This is a genomic window from Massilia sp. BKSP1R2A-1 (assembly GCF_050586525.1).
GTDB lineage: Bacteria > Pseudomonadota > Gammaproteobacteria > Burkholderiales > Burkholderiaceae_D > Telluria.
This window is the reverse complement of record NZ_JBOBRE010000001.1, coordinates 529,157-552,581: the sequence shown is the minus strand read 5'-3', so window position 1 is coordinate 552,581 and position 23,425 is coordinate 529,157. Positions and strand designations below refer to the sequence as shown.

The following is a 23,425-nucleotide window of genomic DNA, read 5'->3' as shown; positions in this document are numbered from 1 at the left end:
AGCCTTTTCATGCGAAAGACAAAGCGTAAAGCTTTGAATGTCAACTTTTAAAGATTGATTTGTATGGCGCAACTCGACTTCTTTGGTCTTGACGAAGATTTTTACGATGTAATGCAGTTTGTATTTTCGGAGACGGATCTGATTGTTTATGAAGCCTATTCTCGGATTGACCACGAAATTAGAAGACTGAGCTCCGTCGACGATTTGCGAGAGATTGCGCATGAGCTCAAAGGCGGATGTTTCCTGCTCAGGTCATGGTCTCCGACCGTGACAAATTCCCCCATCTTCAAAACATTCAAGCTCCGTCCAGAAATTGGCGGTCATAGAACCTCGTTGGAAGGATCGGGCCTCATGCAGTTCGCGCAAGGGCGCATTGAGAGCGGACTCCTTCATTCTTCGAGCTTCAGCCACTGGAATGAGGCAGGCGCGCTGCAGCGCAGCGCTTTTCCAACCGAAGACATTGATTGGACTGCCATGCGCAAAATTTCAGGAAGAATTCACCGGCATGTGAGGAACAAGCTAGCAGTTGCCAAGCTTTACTCCGCGTCAGTTTTACCTGGCGCCTTTGAGGCACTCGGCCCTGATTTTGCTATATGGTACGGCAAAGCTCATCGGCGAGACTCGGAGTCCTTGATCGAGAAGCCTGGCAGCTCACTCAAGCAAAGGCCGCCTCGCGACTCGACTTAATTCAGGTGCGAAATGACCGCTTTCAAAACTACGAATTTCCGCTACGGGGCGAATCCGGTCCTTCGTCTATTCTGTTTGTCGTAAGGCTTGGCCAGGCTGCGCCGCTTTCGCAGATTCCAAATTCGGCACGCGACGGACAGGCATTCACCAGGTGTTCGTTTCGCCTGCCCGCCCGCTCATTTGCCGACCGTATGTCGAACGGTTTTCTCAGGCGTCCTGCGGCCAGATGGCGGCGTGGACGTCGCGGTGCTCCGATGCAGCTCCCAGATCGCCCCGACGCGCAGGCCTGCCTGCGCCGCCAGTACCGTCTCGATCCCGTATTCCTCCAATAGAGCGATCAACAGCGCGAGCCCGCCGGCCAGGTGCGGCGCACGCGCCGCAGCCGGCCAGGCCAGGCGAATCCGCGCCACGTGCCCGGCCGCCAGGAAACGCGCACGCAGCGCGAGCAGGCAATCGCGGTCGAGCATCCCGTCGGACAGGCCGTCCTCGTACGCGATCTCGGCCAGCGCCCGCACGGTGCCGCAGGCGCCCCAGGCCTGGTTCGGACAGCGCCCGGCGAGCGCCGACTCCGCGAAGCGGCTGCGTCCCGAGCGCACGGCCGCGTCGAAACCGGCGGCATCGATGGCGCCGCCAGGGAAGAAGGTGAGGCTCTGGCGCAGCGCGCCGACCGGGAAGGATTCGATACGCTCGATGACGTCGCCCTGTCCCAGCACCAGCTCGGTCGTGGCGCTGCCGATGTCGAGCACCAGGCGCGGGGCGTCAGAGTCCGGCAAGGTGGAGGCCACGCCCATGTAGACCAGGCGACCGGCCTCGTCGCCGGCGATCAGCTCGATCGGGCGGCGCAAGGCTCCCTCCGCCGCGGGCAGGAAGACGGACGCGTTGCGCGCCATGCGCAGCGCCGCGGTGGCGACCACGCGCACGGCCTGCGGCCGCCAGAGATCGAGGGTGCGCGCGAACTCGCGCAGGCAGGCCAGCGCGCGCCGCATGGCGGCCTCGCACAGGCTGCCATCGTCCTCGAAGGAGGCGGCCAGGGCCACCCGCTCGGCAAGCGAGGCTTCCAGGTGAAGCTCGCCGCCCTCGACGCGGGCGACGTGGAGGCGAAAACTGTCGGAGCCGAGTTCGACGGCGGCGTAGCGGGGAAAGGTGCTGGGATATTCGGGAAGATGCATCGTGATGGCGCTCTTGCTGCGTGAAGCCGCAGCATACGAGCGCCATGTGACAGGACGGTGACGCGACGCGGCGTGCCCGGAGTCAGGCCTCGACCGGGGCGGCGACGGCCTGGCTGACCCGGTTGCGGCCGGCGCGCCTGGACGCCTGCAGCGCATCGTCGGCGCGCTGGAACAGGGTCACGGTGCTGTCTTCCGGCCGGATCACGGTCACGCCGAAGCTGGCCGTCATCGAAATCAATGCGCGCTCGCTCTTCACCGGCGAGCTGGCGATGGCGGCGCGGATGCGCTCCGCGACCAGCGCCGCCTCGTCGGCATTGGTGCGCGGCAGCAGGATGGCGAACTCGACCCCGACCAGGCGGCCGACCAGGTCGGAATCGCGCAGCTGGCGCCGGCACAGTTCCACCACGTGGCGCAGCACGGTATCGCCGGCCGGGTGGCCGTAGCCGTCGTTGATGCGCTTGAAGTCGTCCAGGTCGAGCACCACCAGCGCGGTCGGCAGGCCCGGGCGGCGCGCCAGCGCCATCCAGGGCGCCAGGGCGTTGAAGAAGCCGCGGCGGTTGGGCACGTCGAGCAGCGGGTCCACCACTTCCAGGCGCGCCAGCTCGCGGCTTGCCGCTTCGCGGCCGAGCAGCAGCATGCCGAAGCCGTTGGCCAGCATCAGGAGATAGAGGGCGATGCTGGAGAGCTGGCGCAGCAGTTCGCTCGAGAGCCAGCGCCAGCCGCCCGGCAGCAGCAGCACCGACAGGCCGCGCGCGGCCACCACCAGGGCCAGCACCGCCGTGAGGATGGCGAGGAAGCGCTGCAGCAGGGAGGCCTTGCGCCAGCCGGTGGCCAGCGCCGCGGCGCCGGCCAGGTAGAAGCCGCCCAGCAGGAGCGAGGCGGCGACGCTGCGCAAGCCCTGCTCGTCGATCCAGTAGCAGACGAAGAACGCCAGGATGCCGAGCGCACTGGCGACCAGGGTGGGACGGCGCCAGCCATGGCGCCCGCCCTGCTCCAGGGTCGCGCCGGCTTCCACGGCGACGCCGGCGAACAGCAGGGCATAGCCGCCCGGCAGCGCCAGCGCCTCGGGCACCACCCCCGCCCCGCCGATGGCCAGCAGGGTCCAGGCGCCGGCCTGCACCTGCTTGGACAGGGCCCAGGCGCTGAGTGCCGGCGGGCGTACGGGTCCGTGGTCGAAGAAGGTCAGCAGCGCGCACAGGGCCAGGTTGCCCAGGGCCAGCACCAGCACCATCGTGGTCGCGTCCAGGTTCGTCATGAAAGCTCGGCCTCCCGGTGATTAAAACTCGTGTTCGACCAGGCTGGTGCCGTCGCCGACCCTGCTGGCCCAGGCCCGCGCGAAGTAGCCCTGTTCTTCGCCGGTGGGCGGCGCCTGCCAGAACACGATCAGGGTGCCCTTGTGGTCATGCAGCTGGGTCAGCTTCTCGACGAGCTCCGCATTGCCGGCGCTGTCGGCCAGGGCCATCGCGTAGCCATACACGCGCTGCAAGCGCTCGATCCGGTCGGGCTCGGTCAGGGCGTTGGTGGCGGTGATGGAAGGATGGTCCAGGAACATGGATGAAGTCCGCGTGGTAAGAGGCCGATGAAGGCTTGTTCGAATGATCAGCTTAGCAGAAAGGGATGCTTGAGAACAAGCTGCGCCGCCCTCCCCCGTCCTTCCCTATACTGCGCCCATGCCCGCCCCGCACCCGACTCCCCCGCCAGAGCGCGCCCCGATCGTGCGCACCGAGGGCGACCGCCGCACGCTCGAGTTCACGCCGGGCGACATCCAGAGCGAGATGCGGCTGTCGCGCCCGACCGCCCTGGTGCTGCGCTACACCCGCGCCATGATGTGCTTCGTGCTCCTGAGGCCACGCCCGCGCCACATCGTGATGGTGGGCCTGGGCGGCGGCTCGCTGGTGAAATTCTGCCACCGCTACTTCCCGGACACCCGCATCACGGTGCTGGAACAGCGCCTGGACGTGATCGCGCTGCGCGACCAGTTCGCGGTGCCGCCGGACGACGAACGGCTGGCCGTGCTGCACTGCGATGGCGCGGCCTGGCTGGCGGGCGCGGCGCCCGGCAGCATCGACGTGGTGCTGGTGGACGGCTTCGATGCCGAGGGCCTGTCCCCGACGCTCTCCAGCGCGGCCTTCTACGGCGACTGCCGCAAGGCGCTCGCGCCAGGTGGCGTGCTGGTGGCGAATCTGTTCACTTATGATCCTGACTATGTGACTGCGGTGCAACGGCTGCGGCACGCTTTCGGGGGCGCCCTGTGTTGGCTGTCCGGTATCGCCGGCAACAACGCGATCCTGTTCGCCCAGCGTCCGGCCGGGCCGGACGGGCAGCCCGGCCGCGCCATGCGCCTGCTGCGCGACACTCTGCGCAACCGGGGCCTGGGCGCCGGCTGGTCCAACCGCTTGCTTGTACGCCTGTTGCTTGCATGGCTCGCCTGGCGCGCCCGGCAAGGCGGGCAGCGCCTATAAACGACCGGAAGAAATGCGACATTTCGTTTGCCGAACATGGCCGCCTTGTGACACACTTCGCGTATTCATGCCCCCTGGCAAGCCTTCTTTGCGGAACTATTTGCACTCGATGCTACATCGCCTGCCCCTGTCGCTCACCCTCGCGGCGGCCCTCACGCTGGGGGGCGGCCTGGCCGCGTCCGGCGCCCTGTTCCTGGGCGTGAGCCACCTCGAGTACGACAATATGGCGCTCAGCTTCGGCCAGCGTTCCGACGAGCGCGTGGCCGCCGTGCGCCAGGGCATCGAGCAGGCGGTCGAGGTGCTGACCGTGACCAACCAGCTGTTCGCGCGCGGCGAACCGGTCAGCCGCGAGCAGTTCCGCGACTTCACCGCCGCGCTGTTGCAGCGCCACCGCTATATCCAGGCATTCTGCTATCACCGTTCGGTCCCGGGCGAACTGCGCGCGGCCGTCGAGGCGGAGCTTGCCCAGGTGCGTCCTGGCACCGTGTTCACCGAGCTGCGCCCGAATGGCGGCGGCCTCGGCGTGGCGCCGGAGCGTGCCCGCTACCACATCGTCGACTATGTGGAGCCGATGGCCGGCAACGAGCGCGCCTTCGGCCTGAACATCACGGAAAACGTGCAGGTGATGAGCGCGCTCGAAGTGGCGCGCGGCGAGGGCCGGGCGGCAGCGACGGACCTGTTCCAGCTGGCCCAGGACGCCCAGCCGCAGCCGGCGTTCGAACTGATCATGCCGGTGCTGGACCGCCACGGCATGCTGGCCGGCGACACCGCCGTCGTCATCCGCGGCCCCGAACTGGTGCGCGCCTCGCTCGACAACGCCGGCCTGCTGGACGCGCGCGATGCGTCGCGCGACATCGCGGTCTCGGTCTACGCGGGCGAATTCGCCGAACGTGGCGCCCTGCTGTTCTCCACCGGCGACACCGGCGCGGCCGCGCGCAGCTGGCTCGACAGCCTGCTGGCGCCCGCCGACAGCAGCCGCAGCGCCGACATCCTGCGCGTGGCCGGCAAGGCCTGGCGCATCGAGGTGGCCGGCGCCCCGCGCCCCTTCCTCGCCGACCATATGGCCTCGACTTCGCTGCTGATCGGCGGCATCCTGATGACCCTGCTGGGCACGGCCTTCGTGCAGGCCTCCGGCCAGCGCGCGCGCAAGGTCCAGCAGCTGGTGCGCCAGCGCACCGCCGACCTGCGCCGCACCAACCGCCGCCTGGTCGAGGACATGGCCGCGCGCGAGCGCGCCGAGCGCGCCCTGCAGCAGAGCGAGCAGCGCTTCCGCCAGCTGGTGTCGATGTCCTCCGACTGGTACTGGGAACAGGACCGCGAGCTGCGCTTCACCATGGTCACCGGCGGCTTCACCGAAAAGGCCGGGGTCTCGGTCGAGACCGTGCTCGGCAAGACCCGCTGGGAATACGTGCCCTCCCTGCTCGAGACCGAGGACGGGCGCGCCCACATCGCCCAGGTCAAGGCCCACGAACCCTTCGCCAACCTCGAATACCGCACCGTCGACGAACACGGCGACACCCGCTGGTTCCTGGTCAACGGCCAGCCGGTATTCGACGACCGCGGCCAGCTGCTCGGCTACCGCGGCACCGGCAGCGACATCACCGAACGCAAGCTGACCGAGCAGCGCGTGCACCACGTGGCCCAGCACGACGTGCTGACCGGCCTGCCGAACCGCTCGCTGCTGCAGGACCGCCTGGGCCAGGCGATCGCCTACGCCAACCGCAACGGCCGCCCGATCTGGGTCATGCTGATCGACCTCGACCGCTTCAAGTTCGTCAACGATTCGATGGGCCACAAGGCCGGCGACGTGCTCCTGATGACGGTGGCGGCGCGCCTGACCTCCTCGCTGCGCGACACCGACACCGTGGCGCGCCTGTCGGGCGACGAATTCGTGGTGATCCTGTCGGAAGACCACGACGAACCGCTCACCCCGGACATCGTGCAGCGCGTGATGGATTCGGTGGCCCAGCCGGTCATGCTCGGCACCAAGGAATTTTTTGTTACCTGCTCGATCGGCGTGGCGGTCTACCCGAGCGAAGGCACGCCGGCCGACAGCCTGATCGAACACGCCGACATCGCGATGTACAGCGCCAAGAAGATGGGCCGCAACAACTTCCAGTTCTACACCCCGGCCATGAACGAGGAGTCGCTGGAGCGCGTGCGCATCGAGAGCGCGCTGCGCAATGCGCTGGAGCGCAACGAGTTCGTGCTGCACTACCAGCCCCAGGTCGACCTCAAGACCGGCCAGATCGTCGGCATGGAAGCCCTGATCCGCTGGAAGCACCCGGAACTGGGCATGGTGCCGCCGAACCGCTTCATCGGCATCGCCGAGGAGACCGGCCTGATCGTGCAGATCGGCGCCTGGGTGCTGCGCACCGCCTGCGCCCAGAACAAGGCCTGGCAGGATGCCGGCCTGGGCCGCCTGCGGGTGGCGGTGAACCTGTCGGCGCGCCAGTTCGGCGCCGTCGACCTGATCGCCGGCCTGGAGTCGGTCTTGCAGGACACCGCGCTGGATCCGGACTGCCTGGAGATCGAACTGACGGAAAGCCTGTTCATGAGCGACGTGACGCCGGCGGTGGAGCTGCTGCACCGCATGAAGTCGCTGGGCGTGAATTTGTCGATCGACGACTTCGGCACCGGCTACTCGAGCCTGTCTTACCTGTCGCGCTTCCCGATCGACGTGCTGAAGATCGACCGCTCCTTCGTGGCCGACATCACCCACGACGCCAACGACGCGGCCATCGTCACCTCGATCATCGCCCTGGCCCACAACCTGAAACTGGCCGTGATCGCCGAAGGGGTGGAGACGGCCGAGCAGCTGGACTACCTGCGCAGCCATGGCTGCGACGAAATGCAGGGCTATTTCTTCAGCAAACCGCTGGCCGCCGAGGACTTCGAGACCCTGCTGCGCCAGCGTCGCGCGCTGCCCGCGCCGGCCGATTCCGAGGCCGAGGCGGAAGCGCTGCCGGCCTGACAATCCCGTAGGGTGCACGGCTCCGCCGTGCGCGCGTTCAAACCGTGTGTGGTTTACACGCGCAGCATCCGTTTATGCGGGAGTTGAACGCGCGGACGGGGATTTAGTCCACTGGACTAAATCCCCCCGTCCACCCTACAAACCCCGAAAACAGTCAACTAACCCAAAATTTCTCTAGCAAAACTACTAGGAAGCCATTTATTTATGGCTATTTCAATATTGTTAGCTTTAAAATAGCCGTGTCTCTTTTGCAATCCTAGACATACGGATATTTATGATGATGAATGAAATGGGTGAACTGGCTCCCGCGGCCGACAAGGTGCGCCACAAGCGCCTCGACACCCGCACCCGCGACCTGATCAACCAGGCGGTGGCATCCGTGCCGACCCTGGGCCTGCAGCGCGCGGCCGAGTTCCTGGCGACGATGAATGTGCCGGCCGAAGTGGCCGTGCGGGTGCTGGTCTACCCGAACCGCCGCCGGGCAAACTGAAGAAGCGAAGCCGGACGCGCGGTCCGGCCCGCAATCGGGACGCCTAGCGGCGTTCCCGCTCGTTGCGCTGGATGTCTTCCAGCGACTCGCGGCCCTTCTCGGTGAGGGTATGGCCGCCGCCTTCCACGGGCGCGATATGCGATTTGAGGCTCAGGAAACGGCCCACGTCGGCGTCGACCGGCGCCATCGGGTCGCTTGCCAGGGCTTTCATGGTCTGCACGCAGCGGCGCAGGAACAGCAGCTGCTGTCCCTTTTCCGTCAGCACGATGCGCCCGTCGCGCATCACCTGCATCATCTTCAGACCCGACAGTTTCTTCAGGTTGCGCCCGACGCAGGCGCCTGGATTGTCGCGCTTCACGCCGCGGCGGACCAGTTCGAGGGCGTCGTATTCGTCCGTCGTCAGTTCTTCGTTTTTCATTCCTGCTTTCACATCGACCAAGGCGCGCCATGTTACCGGGCGCGCGAGGCCAGGTCAACGCAGGGCCAGCCAGGCAAGCCCGCCGGCGGCCAGGGCGCAGGCCAGCGCCAGGCCGGTACGGCGACGCGAGCCGCGCCCCAGGCGAATGGTGTTGTACAGGGTGTGGCCCATGGTGCGCTCCGTGCGTGAAGGGGAATCCGGCCATTCTAGGCCGCGCCCGTGTCGGCGCCATGACACGCATCGACTCCAGCCTCGCTTCAGGGCAGGCGCGCGCCGGATGCGGGGTGGCCCTGCTAGGATCGGGGGACATCGACAACCCACCGGAGCACAGCAATGAATGACCCGACTCGCAAAGTCGATCCCGCGGCGCAGGGCCGCGCCCTGTACGACGAAGCCGACATCGGCAGCGGCGAAAAGTCGCCGGGCCAGCACGAAACCGAGGAAATGATCCGCCAGATCCCGCCGCTGCCCGACAGGAACCAGGAGCGGGACAAGGCACAGGACCGCCAGGGCGCCTGACGCGCTCGGGAAAAACACAGGGCCCCGGCCGCAGCGATGCGGCCGGGGCCCTTGTACTTTCGGGAGGTGTCAGTCGGCCCGGATCGGCGGCTCGGTGAAGCCGGGCTCCTCGACCGGCGCATTGACCGGATCGGGAACGTCGTCGGGGACCGGGGGTTTCGGATCAGGCGGCTGACGGTCCGGCGATTCGGGGTCCGGCGTGCTGTGCAGCCGCTGGTCTGGTGGCGTGATTGTCATGGCCGGCCTCGTCAGCGGCGCGCCTTCTGCTTGGCGCCGCCACCCGCGCCTTCGTCCTTGCCGGCCTTCTGGCGCGACATGTGGTCGTGGCTGCTCTTCTCCGTTTTCCCGGCGCGCTGCCTGGCCAGGTCTTCTTCCGACAGATTATCCGATTGCTTGTTGGTCTGGCTGCCGCCCGATTTCGATTGGCTCATCGTCATTCCTCCTGTGCGAACATGGTTGGTATCAGCCTAGCATGGATGCCAACTGCCGGCTTTCAATCGTGCGCGGCACGTGTTCTCCGGCGGCCAAAGCTCGGCTATAGTGCGACTTCCACTTTATTGTTGCCCATCATGAAACTGCGCCGCCTCCTGCCCGTCCTCCTGCTCGCCGCCGGCATGCAGGCCGCCCTTGCCGCCACCCCGATGACACTCGACGACTATCTTGCCCTGACCGGCCCCGCCCCGACCGCCCAGCTCGCCTACGGCCCCGCCCCTTCGCAGTACGCCGAACTCTTCCTGCCGCAAGGCAGCGGTCCCTTCCCGGTCGCGGTGCTGGTGCATGGCGGCTGCTGGACCAGCAAGTTCGGCGGCATCACCCAGCTGCGCAATATGGCGGGCGCCCTGGCGGCGCGCGGCATCGCCGTGTGGAACGTCGAGTACCGCCGCAGCGACGAGGCGGGCGGCGGCTATCCCGGCACCTACCAGGACATGCACGCCGCTCTCGAGCTGCTTACCAAGCAGGCTCCGGCGCGCAAGCTCGACCTGAACCGCATGGTCGCGGTCGGCCATTCGGCCGGCGGCCAGCTGGTGCAGTGGATGGCCGGCCGCGCGAAGATTCCGGCCAGCAGCCCGCTCTACCGCGCGAATCCGCTGCCGGTGCCGAATGTGGTCAGCCTCGGCGGCCTGGCCGACCTGCGCAACGAGGCGGCCCTGATCAAGTCCAGCTGCGGGCGCGATACCGTCGAACTGGCCGGCACGCCGAGCCGCGAACGGCCCGACGTCTTCGTCGACACCAATGCGGCCGAGCTGGCGCCGAACGGCAGCCGCACCTGGCTGGTCACCGGCGAACTGGACACGATCTCGCCGCCGCGCGTGGCCCACGACTACGCGGCCCGGGTGCGCAAGCTGGGCGACGCGGCCGAGGTGGTGATCCTGCCGGGCGCCAGCCACTACGACGAGGTGGCGGCCACCTCGCCCGCCTGGCCGCAGGTTCTCGGCGTGATCGAACGGGCGTTAGGGTTGACACCGGCCAGGTAGGCCATGACGGTCCGCTTCCTTCCCAACCAGTTTTACGGGAGCCTGGAGGACTGCAGGCAGGGAGGCGTATTCGACATCAGCAAGCTGCAGGCCACCGCGCCCGAGCGCGAGGTGCGCGAGCACATGCACGTGGATGCCCACGTCGTGCCGGTGCTGTCGGGCACCTACCGCCACCAACTTCCAGATGCGCGGCGCCCATCCCAACAGCGACAGGCTGCTCACCACACACATCCTGCCGGTGCTGATGCGGGAAACGCCTAGGTGAATTCGATTCGGCGCGCGAGCGGCGCCTCGATCTCGAGGTCGCCGCGCGCCACCGCCACGCAGGGCAGGATGTAGCCCTCGGTCTTCTCGTCGAAGGACAGGCCCGGCCATTCGATCAGGTGGGCGGCGGTCCCGCTCTTCACGCGGCAGATGCAGCTGCGGCAGGTGCCGTTGCGGCAGGAGCTGGGGAGCTCGATGCCGGCGTTTTCCGCCGCAAGCAGCAGCGAGGTCTCGCCGTCCGCAGTGAAGCTGAGGCCGCTCGGGTGCAGCACGATGGTGTGCAGGTTCATGTCCGCGATTGTAGCGCCGCCGGGCTCGATTGCTTGAGTTCGTTCACGCACAGACCCCGTCATTCCGGGCAACTAAGCTGAAGTTTCCAAAAGTAAGTTTGCAGGAAACCAAAATGAAGAAACTCGCTACCGCCCCGATTCTCCTGGCCGCCCTGCTGGGCGCCCTTCCCCTTGCCCATGCGCAGCAAACCGCTCCCGCACCGCAGCCGCAAGCCGCGGCCCCGGTCGATCCGGCTGCCGCCAAGCAGGCCGAGTTCGAACGCCTGCTGCACGCCCAGGTGCTGCTCGACCGCGCCCGCTTCTCGCCGGGCGAGATCGACGGCGCCTATGGCTCGAACATGCGCCAGGCCCTGAACAGCTTCCAGGCCGCGCGCAAGCTGCCGGTCACCGGCAAGCTCGACGAGGCGACCTGGAACGCGCTGCTGCAGGACGGCACGCAGCCGCTGGCCAACTACACCCTGGCGGAAGCCGACGTCACCGGGCCTTTCCGCCCGATCCCGGAAGACATGATGGAAAAGTCGAAGCTGTCGGCCCTCGGTTATGCCAGCGTGCTGGAAGGCCTGGGCGAGCGCTTCCATGCCAGCCCGGCCCTGCTGCAGCGCCTGAATCCCGGCAAGAACTTCAACCGCGCGGGCGAGCAGATCGTGGTGCCGAACGTGGGCGGCCTGGCGCCGCTGCCGCGCGCGGCCAAGGTCGTGGTCAAGGACGGGGCCAAGGTGCTGCAGCTGTACGACGCCGGCGGCGTCCTGCTGGCCCAGTATCCGGCCTCGACCGGCAGCTCGAACGATCCGCTGCCGGTGGGCACCTGGAAGATCAACGGCGTGCACGCCAATCCGGTCTACCACTACAACCCCAAGCTGTTCTGGGATGCGGACCCGGGCGACAAGAAGGCCAAGGTCCAGCCGGGCCCGAACAATCCGGTCGGCGTGGTCTGGATCGACCTGTCCAAGGAGCACTACGGCATCCACGGCACCCCGGTGCCGGGCCACGTGGGCAAGACCGAGTCGCACGGCTGCATCCGCCTGACCAACTGGAGCGCAGCGGAAGTGGCGGCGGCGGTCGCGGCCGGCGTGGAAGTCGTGCTGGAAAGCTAACCCCTGGAATAACCCGAGCCTGAGCTGACGGAGGATGCGATGCGATCGATCATGACCTTCCTGCTCGGCGTGCTGTTCGGCGCCGGCGCCCTGTTCCTCTTGCTGCGCGCGGTGCCCGACGAGCCCGCGCCAAGCGTGGCGGCCGCGCCGCCGCCGGCCGGGCCTCCGGGTGTTCCCGCCGCCCAGATCGAGGGACAGCTGCCGGGCGCGCCGCTGGTCGAGGCCGATCTCTCCACCCTCGACCTGCCGCTGCGTCCCTCCCAGGACCTGCCTGCGGCCGATGCGCCTCCCCCCCCGGCCGATGCCGCCGCGGCCGCTGCCGGCACGGGCAAGCTGCTGGTGCCGGTACAGGGCATCAAGACGGCGAGCCTGAGCGACACCTACGAGCAGCCGCGCGGCAAGCAGCGCCAGCACGAAGCCCTCGACATCATGGCGCCGAAAGGCACGCCGGTGCTGGCGGTGGCCGACGGCAAGGTGGAGAAGCTGTTCGCGAGCAAACCGGGCGGCACCACCCTCTACCAGTTCGACCCCAGCGGCCGCTACGCCTACTACTACGCCCACCTGGACCGCTACGCCGACGGCATCAAGGAAGGCATGGAACTCAAGCGCGGCCAGGTGCTCGGCTATGTCGGCGTGACCGGCAATTCCGACCCGAACGCCCCCCACCTGCACTTCGCCATGTTCGAGCTCACACCCGAGAAAAAATGGTGGAAGGGAACGCCGGTCAATCCCTACCCGATGATGGCGGATACGGTTACCCAATAAACCACCCCTATCGGTGTCTACCCCTATCGGTGTCAGGTCTGACATTCGGACACGAACTCAGCGCTAGATGGACTCTACGCTTGAGCTCGTGTCCGTTTGTCAGACCTGACACCCAGGTTTTCGTCAGACCTGACACCCAGGTTTTCGGGGGGTGCGTTGTCGGGCTAGTTGTCTTCGCGGGTCGGCTCGTCCACATCAGCGCCGACGTTGATGGCCGCGTAGGCGCGCTGGACGGCGATCGATTCGCGGCTGTCCTTGCCGTACAGCTCCTCCGCGGCCAGGATCATCTTGGCGCGCGCGTCGGCGTAGTTGGTGCTGGAGGTGAACTTGGTGGTGTTGGCGCGGAACCAGATGCGGTAGGCCTTGTCGACGCCGATGCCGGTCATGGCCCGGGGCTGCTTCACCAGGTATTTGCTGTGGTAGTCGCCCGCGGCGTCGGCCCGCGATCCCTTGGCCAGGAAGTAGAACATGCGGTTGTTCGGGCCGCTGCTGTAGTGCACGTCGAGGCGGCGCAGCGAGCTGCTCCAGGCATCGGGGCTGTTGCCGTCCTTGCTCGGCCTGATCATCCAGCGCAGCGGCGTGGCGTTGCGGCTGATCTCCGTGCCCAGTTGCCAGTCGTTGCCCTCTTCCGGGAAGGTCTCGCCCTTGCCGCCGGCGCGGGCATAGCCTTCCACGATCTCGCCGATGATGTCCGATGCCGATTCGTTCAGGCCGCCGGATTCGCCGGAGTAGACGAGGTCCGAGGTGGCCGCCGTGACGCCGTGTCCCATTTCGTGGCCGATCACGTCGATCGCGCCCAGGCTGGTGAAATAGGTGCCGTCGCCGATGAACATGCAGCGGCAGGTGTCGCTGTAGTAGGCGTTGTCGTAGCCGCGGCCGACGTGGGCGGCGATGTAGGTGGAGGTGTCGCGCCCGTCGAGCGAGAGCCAGCCGAACACGTTCTTCAGCGCGTCGTAGGTGTTCATCAAGCCCCACATGGCGTTCACGGCCGCCGTCTGGCCGTTCGGGCCGGTGGTGCTGCCGCCCTCGATGTACTGCCTGCCGTCGCCCCAGATATTGGTGGCGTTGGTGTAGACCTTGCCCGCACTGCTGCCGTGGTTGGCGTTGGTGATGGCCATGGCGCCATGGGCGCCGCCCTTGCCGCGCTCCGGGTCGAGCAGGAGGTACTGGCCATCCCTTAGCGTGGTGCTGAGCGGCACTTCGCCGTTGTACTGGCTTTTCCCGACGCCGATGACGGTCTGCAGCATGCTCCAGCGGTCCAGCACGGCGCCGTCGCGGGCGCTGACGATGGTGTCGTGGTAGATGGGCTGCTCGCCCTGGCGCATGCGGGTGCGCACGAGGTAGGCCAGCTCGAAGCGTTCGACCACGTCCTGCACGTCTACCGCATTCAGTTCTTCCTCCGCCTTGGCGCCGGCGCCGACCACGCGCTGCATGCGCATCACCGGCCAGATCAGGAGTTCGGCCCTGGGCTTGATCACGTGGGTGGCGCCTGCGGGCAGGGCTGCCAGCGCGGCGGCAATCGCCGCCTTGGCATTGATCTGCGGCTGGACGCTGAAGCTGGCGGTGAGTGCGCCCAGGGGATTCGCGCTGCCCTTGCCGATGGACTGGCGGCGCTCCGAGGCGGTTTCGGAAAGCACTTCGGCCTGGGCGTCGAGCACGACGACGGAGTCGGAACCGAAGATGCGCAGGCCCTTCCAGGTATGGGCCGCGCGCAGCACCTGGGTGCCGTCGGCGCCGGGATGCTGGGCCGTGATGCGGTAGTCGTGGTCGGCATCCAGGCCCTTGGCCAGGCGCTGCGCCGCCAGCTGGACGAGGACGGAGGATTTCGCCTTGGCGCTCAGCGTCGTCGGCGGGCTCATCATGGGCGCCGCCTGGGTGACCAGGGGCGCGAGCAGGAGGGCTGCAAGCAGTGCTGCCTGGAAGGTGGTGTGCGGGCTCATCTCGTCTCCGTCGGTGAAAGCGCGGCCGTGGAATGGACCGCGCATCGGACAGTGTGGACGAGCTCAGCAGAAACGATTTGCTCCGGCGCAATTCCTCGCGCCGGAGCCCTGCCCCGCCTTACAGGCTGCGGGTCCAGCTCAGCGCAAAGGTGCGCCCGCGGCCCGCATAGGTGGCAGTGGGGTCAACGGCGGAGGCCGACTGCGAGTAGTAGCCGACATACTGCTTGTCGAACAGGTTCTCGATGCTCAGGCCGAAGCGTCCGTAGGCGCTGTCCCAGGTGAGCGCCGCGTCCGCCAACGTGTAGCCCTTGAAATGTTCCTCGAGATTGCTGGTGCCGACGCGGCGGCCGATATTGATGTCGCGGTCGCGCAGGTGGTTGGCCTGCAGGCGCAGCTGGGTCTGGGGACGCAGGCGCCAGTTGGCGCCCAGCACCGCCTTGTCCGGGCCCTGCGAGCGCGCGCCCAGGTCCAGGTCCATCGGCGCGCCCTGGGTGGTGGCGGTCTTGCCGTCGGTGGTGGCCCAGGTGCCGAACACGCTCCAGTCGCGGTGTGGACGCCACTCGGCGTTCGCCTCCCAGCCCTTGACCGTGGTCGGCACGCGCTCGACCAGGCCGATGCCGGCCGAGGTAATGCGGATCACGCTGCCGAGCTTGGAGCGCGAGTCGTAGCGCGACAGGCCGAACTGGCCCTTGGCGCCACGCCAGTTGACGCCGGCCTCGTTGTTGCGGGTGACGATGGGCTGCAGGCTGATGAGGCTCGAAACCGACTGGTTGGGCACGTTCACGCCGCGCAGCACCAGGCCCGCGTCCGGCAGGCCGAAGCCTTCCGAGCTGGCCGCAAAGGCCGACCAGCCCGGCGCGAAGCGCCAGACGGCGCCGATGTTCTTCACCGATTTCGAGAACTCCGCCGAGCCGCCCTCCACGCGGCGGCTGCCGTAGGCGGCCAGGGTGGTGTAGGTGTCGACGTCGAGGGTGGCGTTCTCAATGCGCACGCCGCCGCGCACCGTCACCGGCCCGATCTCGTATTCGAGCTGCAGGAAGGGCGCCAGCGAGCGGAACTTCAGCTCCGGCACCCAGGTGCGCTTGGTTCCCGCCAGGCGCTGCTGGGTGTGGTCCTTCAGCCAGTCGACGCCGGCGGTCAGTTCCAGGCCCTCGACCAGCAGGTCCGGGCGCACCCAGGTGATGCGGCTGCCCAGCTTGTCGGCCACCACTTCGGACTGGTCGTAGAGGGTGCCGATCGGGGCGATGCTGCGGTCCTGGAAGGTCGAGGTATTGGTGGCGCCGTAGAGCGACTCGAAATCGTGGGTGAAGACCTGGGCCGTCAGCGCGCCGCCGAACAGCGCGGCGTGGCGGTAGTCGATGCTGCCGCTGCGCACGCGGTTGCGCGGCGTCATGCCGACCGGGGTGCCCGGCTCCGAGCTGGTCGGCACGCCCTGGGCCACCACGCCCGGGGCGTTGCGGTAGTCGCCGTCACCGCTCAGGTCGAAGCGATTCAGGCTGACCTGCAGGCGCTGGTCGCCGAAGCTCTTGCCGATCTTCACGAAAAGATCGTTGCCGTGCGAATCGAGGGTGTCGCCCTGGACGTTGTCGATGCCCAGGCGCCGGCCGCTGCCGTCGTAGCCCATGCCGCGGCGCTGCACGCTGGCGTAGGCCAGCATGTCGAAGGCCTCGGACTTGTGGCTGACCGTCAGGCCGGTCTTCCAGTCCAGGCTATCGGACTCGAACTGGCTGGCCAGGCGCGCATTCACCGTATAGCTGGTGCCCGGGGTGCGCGGGGTCTTGGTGATGTAGTTGATGATGCCGCCGGTGGCGCCCATGCCCTGCATGGCCGAGGCGCCGTTGATGACTTCGATGCGTTCGATGATGGCGCTGTCGGCAAAGTAACCTTCGCGCATGCCGGCGCGCAGCGGATTCGATTGCGGAATGCCGTCGAACAGGATCAGCGGCTGGCGTCCGCGCAGCGATTCTCCGGTCGAGGTCATCTTCTGGCGGCTCGGCGCATAGCCGGGCACATAGGTGGCCAGGGCCTGCGACGGGTCGTCGGCGATCAGGTATTGCGTCGCCAGCTCCTGCTGGGTGATGACGGACACAGCCCCCGGAATCTTGTCCACTGCCTTGGCGGTACGGGTGGCGGTCACGACCACCGAGTTCATGTCCGCCTCTTCTTTTTGCTCCTGCTCCTGCCAGGCCAAGGCCGGCAGGCTGATACAGGCCAGTGCGACCGCAGCCGCCAGGGGTTTCATCGACATCGACTTGCGCATCATCGGGAAAAGCACTTTCTGGATGGTAAAGAACCGAGATGATAACGATTCTCATGTCATTACACAATGGGAATGGTTCTCATTTCGGGTTATCATGCGGCACATGAAACCGCTCATCCGCACCATCCACCTCTGGGCCGGCCTCGTCTTCGGCACCATCCTCGTCCTGCAGGGCCTGACGGGCACCGTCATCGGCTGGCGCCACGAGCTCGACGCCTGGCTCAATCCGGGCCTGCTGTCGGTGGCCCCGCCCCCCGGCACGGTCGCGGGCGACGAGGCAAGGCCGGCGCCATCGGAGGTGTCGGCGGTCGCGGCGCACCTGGCGCAGGACCCGGCCTACGGGCGGCCCGATACCCTGTTCCTGCCGGAAGTGCATGGCGACGTCTATGTGGCCTGGTACCGGCCGGCCAAGCCGGCATCAAGCTGGGAACAGGGCGTGACGCGCCAGGTCATGGTCGACCCGGCCAATCTGGCCGTGCTGGGCGAGCGCAACTGGGGCGAAGCGGGCCTGTCGCGGCCCCTGCTGATGCCGACGCTGTTCCACCTGCACCGCTACCTGATGGCGGGCGATGCGGGCAAGGTGATCATCGCGGTGCAGGGCGTGGCGTTGGCGCTGCTGGCGCTGACGGGCATCGTGGTGTGGTGGCCGAAGATGACGTTGACTGCCTTCTGGCATGCGATCACGGTCCGGCGCGGCGGCAACTGGGCAAAATTCAGCTTCCAGCTGCATCGCGCGGCCGGCTTCTATACGGCGCCGGTGCTGCTGGTGCTGGCCTTCTCGGGGGTGTATTTCAATATGCCGGACTGGGTCAAGCCCGCCATCGGGGCGGTGGCGCCCTTGAGCAGGAACGAGAAAGCGGTGAACGCCGACAGCGAATCGGACGCGCGCATCGACGCCGGCCAGGCGATGGCCGCGGCGCAGGCGCGCTATCCGGCTGGGCGGGTCTCGCGCATCGGCATTCCGGGCAAGCCGGAACAGCCCTATGAAGTGCGGGTGCGCCAGCCGGGCGAACTGCGCCAAGGTCCGGGCGCCACCCGCGTCAGCATCGACGCCGGCAACGGCGCCGTGCTGCGCACGGTGGATCCGCTCGCCGCACGCGGCGGCGACTGGTTCGTGAGCACCTTGTATCCGCTGCACACCGGCGAAGCCTTCGGCCTGGCGGGCCGCATCCTGATCAGCATCGTCGGTCTCACGCCGCTGGCGTTCTTCATCACCGGCATCGTCGTGTGGATCAAGTTCCGGCGCAAACCCGCCAAGCGTGGCGCAGCCGGCAGGGCGGCGCCGACGCGCGCGCGGGAGCCGGCCGCCCCGGCCCTGCAGCGCGCCGCTCAGCGGTAATAGCGGTCCTCGTTCCTGCGCTTGAGCAGGTACCAGGCCGCGCCCACCACGGCCGTGGTGATCAGGGCCTTCTTGGCCAGCCCCGCCGGATTGTGCTTGAGCTCGGCCTTGATGCCCATCTCGCCCAGGATGTTGGGGATGTGACCGTGCGCCAGGTCGTCGGCGATGCCTTCCACCACGTTGACGCGGTCGGCCAGCAGCAGGAGCAGCCAGTGGCGGATGTCGTTCTCGCTGCTCCTGAAGGCCAGGCGCCGGATCGCGCCCGACAGGCCCGAGGGCGGCTGCACGGTGCCGAAGACCTGGGTGATGCCGGGGCGTTCGGACGAGACCAGGATCTCGACCTTTTCCGTCTGCTGCGGCGGGTCGCCTTCCGGCTGATTGATGAAGCGCGGCGGGGTGCGTTCCATCGGCACGCCGGGACGGTTCTTGCGGTCGAGGTCGGCGCCCCAGCCCTGGATGTGCTGCAGCTCCTCGCGCGCGGGACGGCGCGGCGCGATATGGCCCTGGCCCGGGTGCTGCTGGACATGGCCATGGTCGTGGCCATGGTGATGCTTGTGTTCGGTGACGTCGGTACGTGCTTCCATGTTCGCTCCTCAGTGCAGTGCGCTGGCCGAAACCGCTTTCACCTGGTTCGCGCTGGGCGGAATCAGGACGGTCTTGATGCAGTTGTCGAGTTTGCCGGAGAAGATGTGATAGGCATCCGACACTTCTTCCAGCGGCACGCGATGGGTGATGATTTCCTTCGGATTCAGGCGGCCCTCGCGGATATGCTCGATCAGGCGCGGCAGGTGGCGGCGCACGCTGGCCTGGTTCATGCGCAGGGTCAGGCCCTTGTTCAGCGCATTGCCGATCGGGACGAAGTTGAAGGTCGGGCCGTAGACGCCGACGATGGAAACATTGCCGCCCTTGCGCACCGAGTTGATGCACCAGTGCAGCGCCGTGGCGGAACCGGCCTGCATCATGGTGTAGCGGCCGGTCAGCGACTGCATGGCGTTGCCCGAGGCTTCGCAGCCGACCGCGTCGATGCAGACGTCGGCGCCCATCCAGTCGGTCATCTTCTTGATGTGCTCGGCCATGTCGCGCACTTCCTTGAAGTTGACCACCTCGCACTGGGCGTAGCGCTTGACGAACTCGAGCCGGTAGTCGATGTGGTCGACCACGATCACCCGCCCTGCCCCCATCAGCCAGGCCGACTTGGCGGCGAAGATGCCGACCGGGCCCGCGCCGAACACGACCACCGTATCGCCTTCCTGGATGTCGCCCATCTCGGCCGCCTGGTAGCCGGTGGGCACCGCGTCGGTGAGCAGCACGGCGTCGTCGTCATGGATGTGGTCGGGGATGATCATCGGGCCGACGTCGGCCATCGGCACGCGCACGAATTCGGCCTGGCCGCCGTCGTAGCCGCCGGCCGTGTGCGAGTAGCCGTAGATGGAACCGACGGCGGTGGACTGCGCATTCATATTGTGGCAATTGCCGAACAGTTCGCGGTCGCAGAAGAAGCAGGAACCGCAAAACACGTTGAATGGCACCAGTACCTTGTCGCCGACCTTCAGGTTCTGGACGCCGGAACCCACCTCTTCCACCACGCCGATGAACTCGTGGCCGAAGGTGTGGCCGACGCGGGTGTCGGGCACCATGCCATGGTACAGGTGCAGGTCCGAGCCGCAGATGCAGGAACGGGTGACGCGCACGATGGCGTCGCCCGGGTGCTCGATGACGGGGTCGGGCTTGTGGTCGGCGCGGATGCGATACGGTCCGCGGTAGTTCATTGCCAGCATAACTCCTCCTCGGAAATATTCACGACGTTCTACAAAGGCGCCCGCCGTGAGCGGCGGGCTGACGTGGAAACGTTATGTCAAAAAACCAGGGAAGGCGATACGCGCATGGAAACGAACATGGCGTTTTTGCCGGGTTTTCCCGGCCATCGGGTCGATGCGAGGCCCAGTCCTACAACTGGCGCGCCTCGAAGGTATTGCATTGCTCGACCTGGCCGCTCTCCAGGCCGCGGGTGAACCAGCGCACCCGCTGGGCCGAGCTGCCGTGGGTGAAGGAGTCCGGCACCACGGTGCCCTGCGACTGGCGCTGCAGGGCGTCGTCGCCGATCGCGGTGGCCGCGGCCAGCGCCTGTTCGACGTCGCCCGCTTCGAGAATCTTTTCGCGCTGGTTGGTGCGGTTGGCCCAGACGCCGGCGAAGCAGTCGGCCTGCAGTTCCAGGCGCACCGACAAGGCATTGCCTTCGCGCTCGGAGGCGCGCTGCTGGGCGTTGTGGACCTGGCTTGATACGCCGAGCAGGTTCTGTACGTGGTGGCCGATCTCATGGGCAATTACATAGGCCTGGGCGAATTCGCCGGCGACATTGAAGCGCTGCTGCATCAGGCGGAAGAAGCTCAGGTCGATGTAGACGGTGCTGTCGGCGGGACAGTAGAAGGGGCCGGTGGCGCTGCGGCCCGTGCCGCAGGCGGTGTCGGTGCCGTTCTCGAACAGCACCAGCCTGGCGGGCCGGTATTGCGCGCCCTGGCTGGCGAAGATCTGCGTCCAGGCATCCTCGGTATAGGCCAGGGTGGTGCGCACGAACTGGGTTTCCCGGTCATTCGCCGGGGCGCGCTGGGAGCCACCACCTGGCGCCTGCTGGACCGGAACCGGCCCGCCGCCTCCGCCCAGCAGGGCCAGGATGGTGCCGGGATCGACGCCGAAGATGGCGCCGCCGACCAGGGCAATGACCAGGGTGCCGATGCCGACCGTGCGTCCGCCGAAACCTCCGAAGCCGCCGCCGCCGCCGCGGCGGTCTTCCACGTTGTCGCTCTGTCGATCGCCTTCCCATTTCATCGCCTGCCCTCCTTCTTCGTGCTCCTCAGCGTCCGGGCGGACGCTTCAGTGTGGTGATGTCCATGCGCTCGCGCGCATCCTTGGTCCGGAATTCGTCCTGCGTGTCCAGGTGCGCACGTGCCTCGTCATGCAATGCGCGCTCGTGGCGTTCGCGCTCGATCTCGCGGGCGATGCGTCCGGATACGCCTTTGCCGCCGTCCCTGTTCGACATGCTGCTCTCCCCTTTTGTCATATGAACTGCTGTCGAAGCCAGTATGGTCGTGCCCCGGCCTTCGGTATGTTCGAATATTCACATAGCGCTGGAAATTTCCTGCTACCAAGCTGCGCGTCCATTGTTCGCTGCCGCACAGCGGGCATGGACGCCGCGTGCGACCCTAGCATGCATGACGACTCCCCACGCCACTGCCCTGCTCGCGCTCGGCCACTATCTACGCGAACACGGTTACCGCTTCATGACGGTGACCCCATCGACCCACCGCCGCATCAACCGCCGGCCGGGCAACGAGCGCGCCACCGACCTGCGCGGCATCTTCGGCTGGAGCCGGCCTTTCGCGGAAAGCGAGGTGGCGCCCGAACTGCTGGACCTGATGCGCGAAGCCCGCATCCTGGAACGCGATGGCCAGCTGTGGCGCTCGGCGCTGCGCGCCTCCACCCTGCCGGTCTATCACGACGAGCTGCTGGCTTTCCACTCGGCCTACCCGACGGAGGACGAGGACTCGGTCTTCTTCGGCCCCGATACCTACCGTTTTGTCGGCACCATGGCGCGCGCCTTTCCCTGGCTGGGCTCCGGCCCCTCGCGGGCGATCGACGTCGGCTGCGGCGGCGGCGCCGGTGCGCTCGCCATCGCGAAGGCTTTCCCGCATGCCGAGGTGGTGGGAGCCGACATCAATACGCGCGCCCTGGCCCTGAGCATCGTGAACGCGCGCCTGGCGGGCCTGGACAACTTCACGGCGGCCCGCAGCGACCTGTTGGACGGCGTGGAAGGCGACTTCGACCTGATCGTCTCGAACCCGCCGTATGTGCTCGACCCAAGCGAACTGCCCTATCGCCACGGCGGCGGCATGCACGGCGCCGAGCTGTCGCTGCGCATCGTCGAGGAAAGCCTGGCGCGCCTGCGCCGCGGCGGCAGCCTGATGCTGTACACGGGCGTCGCCATCACCGGCGAGCGGGACCAGTTTCTGGATGCGATCAGGCCGAAGCTGGATGCCCTGTGCGACCAGTGGAGCTACGACGAACTCGATCCCGACATCTTCGGCGGCCAGCTGGGCGAGCCGGGCTACGAGGACGTGGAGCGGATCGCGGCGGTGTGGCTGCATGCGATCCGGCGCTAGAATGCGGACATGACACGCGCATCCATCGCCCTCCTGCTTCTGTCCATGTGCGGCGGCGCCTTCGCCGCCCCCTCCTACGAAGCCCAGTGCCAGGCGCTGGGCAGGACCGCCTATCCGGCCGCCGGACCAGGCGGGCCGGCCGGCTGCTCCGCGCTCAAGCTGTACTACGGGATCGGCACGCCGGTCGACCATGTGCGCGCCCGGCAGTGCGCCCTCGCCAGCCCGGGCGACGACCAGCCTTTCCGCGAGGACCGCGGCGTCCTGATGATGGTCTATGCGAACGGCCAGGGCGTGGCGCGCGATTTCACCCTTGCGCGCAAGGCGGCCTGCGAAGCGGGCGGGGCCCCGGCGGAAGTCGCGGGCCGGCTGGAACACCTGGCGGAAATGGAAGCAGGCAGGAACAAGCGGCCGATCGACGTCTGCGACGACGCCACCAGCGGTTATATGGGTGGCTGGTGCGCCTCGGTTGCGCACCAGCTCAAGGAACAGCAACGCGGCGCCGGTTTCGCCAGGCTGGTCGCGCCCTGGAGCGCCCGCGAAAAGCAGGCCTTCGCCAGCCTGGAGAACCGCGCCGGCGCCTTCTTCGACCTGCGCAGCGTCGAGGAGGTCGACCTGAGCGGCACGGCGCGCGCCGCCTTCACGATCGCGGAAGAGGCCCGCCAGCGCGAGGACTTCCGGCTCGCGGTCGCCGCCTTCGAGAAGGGCGCGCTGCCCCGCGACAGCGATGCCGGGTTCGCCCGCCTGGACGCGCGCCTGAACGCCGTCTACCGGCAGCTGAAGGCCCTGCCGGAGCCCAGGTTCGGCACCATCCGCTTCGAGGGCATCCAGCGCACCCAGCGCGCCTGGCTGGCCTACCGCGACGCCTGGGTCGCCTTCGGCAAGGTCAAGTACCCGCAGGTGGCGCCGAACGCCTGGCGCGCCTACTTCACGCGCAAGCGCATCGCGATGCTCGAAGGTTTGCTCGAACAGCTGCGCTAGCCACGCCGGTCGAGATCGGCCTGTCCTCTCCCCAGCCCGAGGCCGGCAGGAAGGCGTCCGGCGGCGAAGGCCAGGACAGCGCATCCGCCATGCGCAGCAAGGCCCTCAACGATGCCGCCGCCTACCTGCGCAGCCTGGCCCAGC

The 23,425-nt window shown here is 67.5% G+C and carries 25 protein-coding genes; 12 read left to right on the top strand and 13 right to left on the bottom strand.

Annotation, left to right across the window (positions count from 1 at the left end; translation table 11 throughout):
- Nucleotides 1-63: 63 nt before the first annotated feature.
- Nucleotides 64-687: a hypothetical protein gene (locus ACQ7JA_RS02495; protein ID WP_430894323.1), complete on the top strand. Its 624-nt coding sequence runs from the start codon at nucleotides 64-66 to the stop codon at nucleotides 685-687.
- Nucleotides 688-863: 176 nt separating this feature from the next.
- Here ACQ7JA_RS02495 and ACQ7JA_RS02490 read toward each other — a convergent pair whose 3' ends face one another.
- The 3 genes from ACQ7JA_RS02490 to ACQ7JA_RS02480 all read right to left on the bottom strand — a co-directional run bounded on the left by ACQ7JA_RS02490 (nucleotide 864) and on the right by ACQ7JA_RS02480 (nucleotide 3,408).
- Nucleotides 864-1,856 carry a hypothetical protein gene (locus tag ACQ7JA_RS02490; RefSeq protein ID WP_430894322.1) on the bottom strand — a complete coding sequence of 331 codons (993 nt, stop codon included), beginning with the start codon at nucleotides 1,854-1,856 and terminating at the stop codon, nucleotides 864-866.
- 82 nt (nucleotides 1,857-1,938) lie between these two features.
- Entirely contained in the window at nucleotides 1,939-3,111 is a 1,173-nt protein-coding gene (locus ACQ7JA_RS02485; protein ID WP_430894321.1) for a GGDEF domain-containing protein, read from the bottom strand.
- Nucleotides 3,112-3,132: 21 nt separating this feature from the next.
- On the bottom strand, nucleotides 3,133-3,408 hold the full coding sequence (locus ACQ7JA_RS02480; protein WP_430894320.1) for a hypothetical protein: 276 nt from the start codon (nucleotides 3,406-3,408) through the stop codon (nucleotides 3,133-3,135).
- Nucleotides 3,409-3,526: 118 nt separating this feature from the next.
- Between ACQ7JA_RS02480 and ACQ7JA_RS02475 the strand changes: the two genes are divergently transcribed.
- From ACQ7JA_RS02475 to ACQ7JA_RS02465, 3 genes are all read left to right on the top strand, one after another.
- A complete protein-coding gene (locus tag ACQ7JA_RS02475) occupies nucleotides 3,527-4,318 on the top strand; it encodes a transferase spermidine synthase (RefSeq protein ID WP_430894319.1) in 792 nt (263 codons plus the stop codon).
- 109 nt (nucleotides 4,319-4,427) lie between these two features.
- Nucleotides 4,428-7,292 carry a bifunctional diguanylate cyclase/phosphodiesterase gene (locus ACQ7JA_RS02470; RefSeq protein ID WP_430894318.1) on the top strand — a complete coding sequence of 955 codons (2,865 nt, stop codon included), beginning with the start codon at nucleotides 4,428-4,430 and terminating at the stop codon, nucleotides 7,290-7,292.
- A gap of 274 nt (nucleotides 7,293-7,566) precedes the next feature.
- The gene (locus ACQ7JA_RS02465) at nucleotides 7,567-7,782 is read left to right on the top strand and encodes a hypothetical protein (RefSeq protein WP_258827894.1); all 216 of its coding nucleotides are present in this window, start codon (nucleotides 7,567-7,569) and stop codon (nucleotides 7,780-7,782) included.
- A 43-nt stretch (nucleotides 7,783-7,825) separates the two neighbouring features.
- Here the strand turns inward: ACQ7JA_RS02465 and ACQ7JA_RS02460 are convergent, their stop codons facing one another.
- Complete coding sequence (locus ACQ7JA_RS02460) at nucleotides 7,826-8,200, bottom strand: hypothetical protein (RefSeq protein WP_430894317.1); 375 nt, start codon at nucleotides 8,198-8,200, stop codon at nucleotides 7,826-7,828.
- 333 nt (nucleotides 8,201-8,533) lie between these two features.
- Between ACQ7JA_RS02460 and ACQ7JA_RS02455 the strand changes: the two genes are divergently transcribed.
- On the top strand, nucleotides 8,534-8,719 hold the full coding sequence (locus ACQ7JA_RS02455) for a hypothetical protein (protein WP_430894316.1): 186 nt from the start codon (nucleotides 8,534-8,536) through the stop codon (nucleotides 8,717-8,719).
- Nucleotides 8,720-8,788: 69 nt separating this feature from the next.
- Here the strand turns inward: ACQ7JA_RS02455 and ACQ7JA_RS02450 are convergent, their stop codons facing one another.
- Nucleotides 8,789-8,956: a hypothetical protein gene (locus ACQ7JA_RS02450; protein ID WP_430894315.1), complete on the bottom strand. Its 168-nt coding sequence runs from the start codon at nucleotides 8,954-8,956 to the stop codon at nucleotides 8,789-8,791.
- 11 nt (nucleotides 8,957-8,967) lie between these two features.
- Nucleotides 8,968-9,150 carry a hypothetical protein gene (locus tag ACQ7JA_RS02445; protein ID WP_430894314.1) on the bottom strand — a complete coding sequence of 61 codons (183 nt, stop codon included), beginning with the start codon at nucleotides 9,148-9,150 and terminating at the stop codon, nucleotides 8,968-8,970.
- A gap of 138 nt (nucleotides 9,151-9,288) precedes the next feature.
- On the opposite strand from ACQ7JA_RS02445, the gene ACQ7JA_RS02440 reads away from it, so the two are divergent.
- Together ACQ7JA_RS02440 and ACQ7JA_RS02435 are read left to right on the top strand one after the other, a co-directional pair.
- Nucleotides 9,289-10,194, top strand: a complete 906-nt coding sequence (locus ACQ7JA_RS02440) for an alpha/beta hydrolase (protein ID WP_430894313.1) — start codon at nucleotides 9,289-9,291, stop codon at nucleotides 10,192-10,194.
- 3 nt (nucleotides 10,195-10,197) lie between these two features.
- Nucleotides 10,198-10,455, top strand: a complete 258-nt coding sequence (locus tag ACQ7JA_RS02435; RefSeq protein ID WP_430894312.1) for a hypothetical protein — start codon at nucleotides 10,198-10,200, stop codon at nucleotides 10,453-10,455.
- Here ACQ7JA_RS02435 and ACQ7JA_RS02430 read toward each other — a convergent pair.
- On the bottom strand, nucleotides 10,452-10,748 hold the full coding sequence (locus ACQ7JA_RS02430; RefSeq protein ID WP_430894311.1) for a 2Fe-2S iron-sulfur cluster-binding protein: 297 nt from the start codon (nucleotides 10,746-10,748) through the stop codon (nucleotides 10,452-10,454). The genes ACQ7JA_RS02435 and ACQ7JA_RS02430 overlap by 4 nt on opposite strands.
- Before the next feature lie 113 nt (nucleotides 10,749-10,861).
- On the opposite strand from ACQ7JA_RS02430, the gene ACQ7JA_RS02425 reads away from it, so the two are divergent.
- On the top strand, nucleotides 10,862-11,842 hold the full coding sequence (locus ACQ7JA_RS02425; protein ID WP_430894310.1) for a L,D-transpeptidase family protein: 981 nt from the start codon (nucleotides 10,862-10,864) through the stop codon (nucleotides 11,840-11,842).
- Between the two features lie 39 nt (nucleotides 11,843-11,881).
- The gene (locus tag ACQ7JA_RS02420; protein ID WP_430894309.1) at nucleotides 11,882-12,607 is read left to right on the top strand and encodes a M23 family metallopeptidase; all 726 of its coding nucleotides are present in this window, start codon (nucleotides 11,882-11,884) and stop codon (nucleotides 12,605-12,607) included.
- 164 nt (nucleotides 12,608-12,771) lie between these two features.
- Here ACQ7JA_RS02420 and ACQ7JA_RS02415 read toward each other — a convergent pair whose 3' ends face one another.
- The gene (locus ACQ7JA_RS02415; protein ID WP_430894308.1) at nucleotides 12,772-14,547 is read right to left on the bottom strand and encodes a M4 family metallopeptidase; all 1,776 of its coding nucleotides are present in this window, start codon (nucleotides 14,545-14,547) and stop codon (nucleotides 12,772-12,774) included.
- A 118-nt stretch (nucleotides 14,548-14,665) separates the two neighbouring features.
- Nucleotides 14,666-16,795, bottom strand: coding sequence for a TonB-dependent receptor (locus ACQ7JA_RS02410; RefSeq protein WP_430894307.1), 2,130 nt, complete (start codon nucleotides 16,793-16,795; stop codon nucleotides 14,666-14,668).
- A gap of 115 nt (nucleotides 16,796-16,910) precedes the next feature.
- Here ACQ7JA_RS02410 and ACQ7JA_RS02405 point away from each other — a divergent pair, with 115 nt between their 5' ends.
- The gene (locus ACQ7JA_RS02405; protein ID WP_430894306.1) at nucleotides 16,911-18,146 is read left to right on the top strand and encodes a PepSY-associated TM helix domain-containing protein; all 1,236 of its coding nucleotides are present in this window, start codon (nucleotides 16,911-16,913) and stop codon (nucleotides 18,144-18,146) included.
- Here ACQ7JA_RS02405 and ACQ7JA_RS02400 read toward each other — a convergent pair.
- From ACQ7JA_RS02400 to ACQ7JA_RS02385, 4 genes are all read right to left on the bottom strand, one after another.
- Nucleotides 18,137-18,730 carry a hypothetical protein gene (locus ACQ7JA_RS02400; RefSeq protein WP_430894305.1) on the bottom strand — a complete coding sequence of 198 codons (594 nt, stop codon included), beginning with the start codon at nucleotides 18,728-18,730 and terminating at the stop codon, nucleotides 18,137-18,139. The two genes, ACQ7JA_RS02405 and ACQ7JA_RS02400, sit on opposite strands and share 10 nt — an antisense overlap.
- Nucleotides 18,731-18,739: 9 nt before the next feature.
- Entirely contained in the window at nucleotides 18,740-19,924 is a 1,185-nt protein-coding gene (locus ACQ7JA_RS02395) for a zinc-dependent alcohol dehydrogenase (RefSeq protein WP_430894304.1), read from the bottom strand.
- Nucleotides 19,925-20,093: 169 nt separating this feature from the next.
- Nucleotides 20,094-20,972: a KPN_02809 family neutral zinc metallopeptidase gene (gene ypfJ / locus ACQ7JA_RS02390; RefSeq protein WP_430894303.1), complete on the bottom strand. Its 879-nt coding sequence runs from the start codon at nucleotides 20,970-20,972 to the stop codon at nucleotides 20,094-20,096.
- Between the two features lie 25 nt (nucleotides 20,973-20,997).
- Nucleotides 20,998-21,183 carry a hypothetical protein gene (locus ACQ7JA_RS02385; protein ID WP_430894302.1) on the bottom strand — a complete coding sequence of 62 codons (186 nt, stop codon included), beginning with the start codon at nucleotides 21,181-21,183 and terminating at the stop codon, nucleotides 20,998-21,000.
- A 172-nt stretch (nucleotides 21,184-21,355) separates the two neighbouring features.
- Here ACQ7JA_RS02385 and ACQ7JA_RS02380 point away from each other — a divergent pair, with 172 nt between their 5' ends.
- Both ACQ7JA_RS02380 and ACQ7JA_RS02375 read left to right on the top strand, forming a co-directional pair.
- Complete coding sequence (locus tag ACQ7JA_RS02380; RefSeq protein ID WP_430894301.1) at nucleotides 21,356-22,303, top strand: methyltransferase; 948 nt, start codon at nucleotides 21,356-21,358, stop codon at nucleotides 22,301-22,303.
- Between the two features lie 9 nt (nucleotides 22,304-22,312).
- Complete coding sequence (locus ACQ7JA_RS02375) at nucleotides 22,313-23,281, top strand: lysozyme inhibitor LprI family protein (RefSeq protein ID WP_430894300.1); 969 nt, start codon at nucleotides 22,313-22,315, stop codon at nucleotides 23,279-23,281.
- Nucleotides 23,282-23,425: the final 144 nt, after the last annotated feature.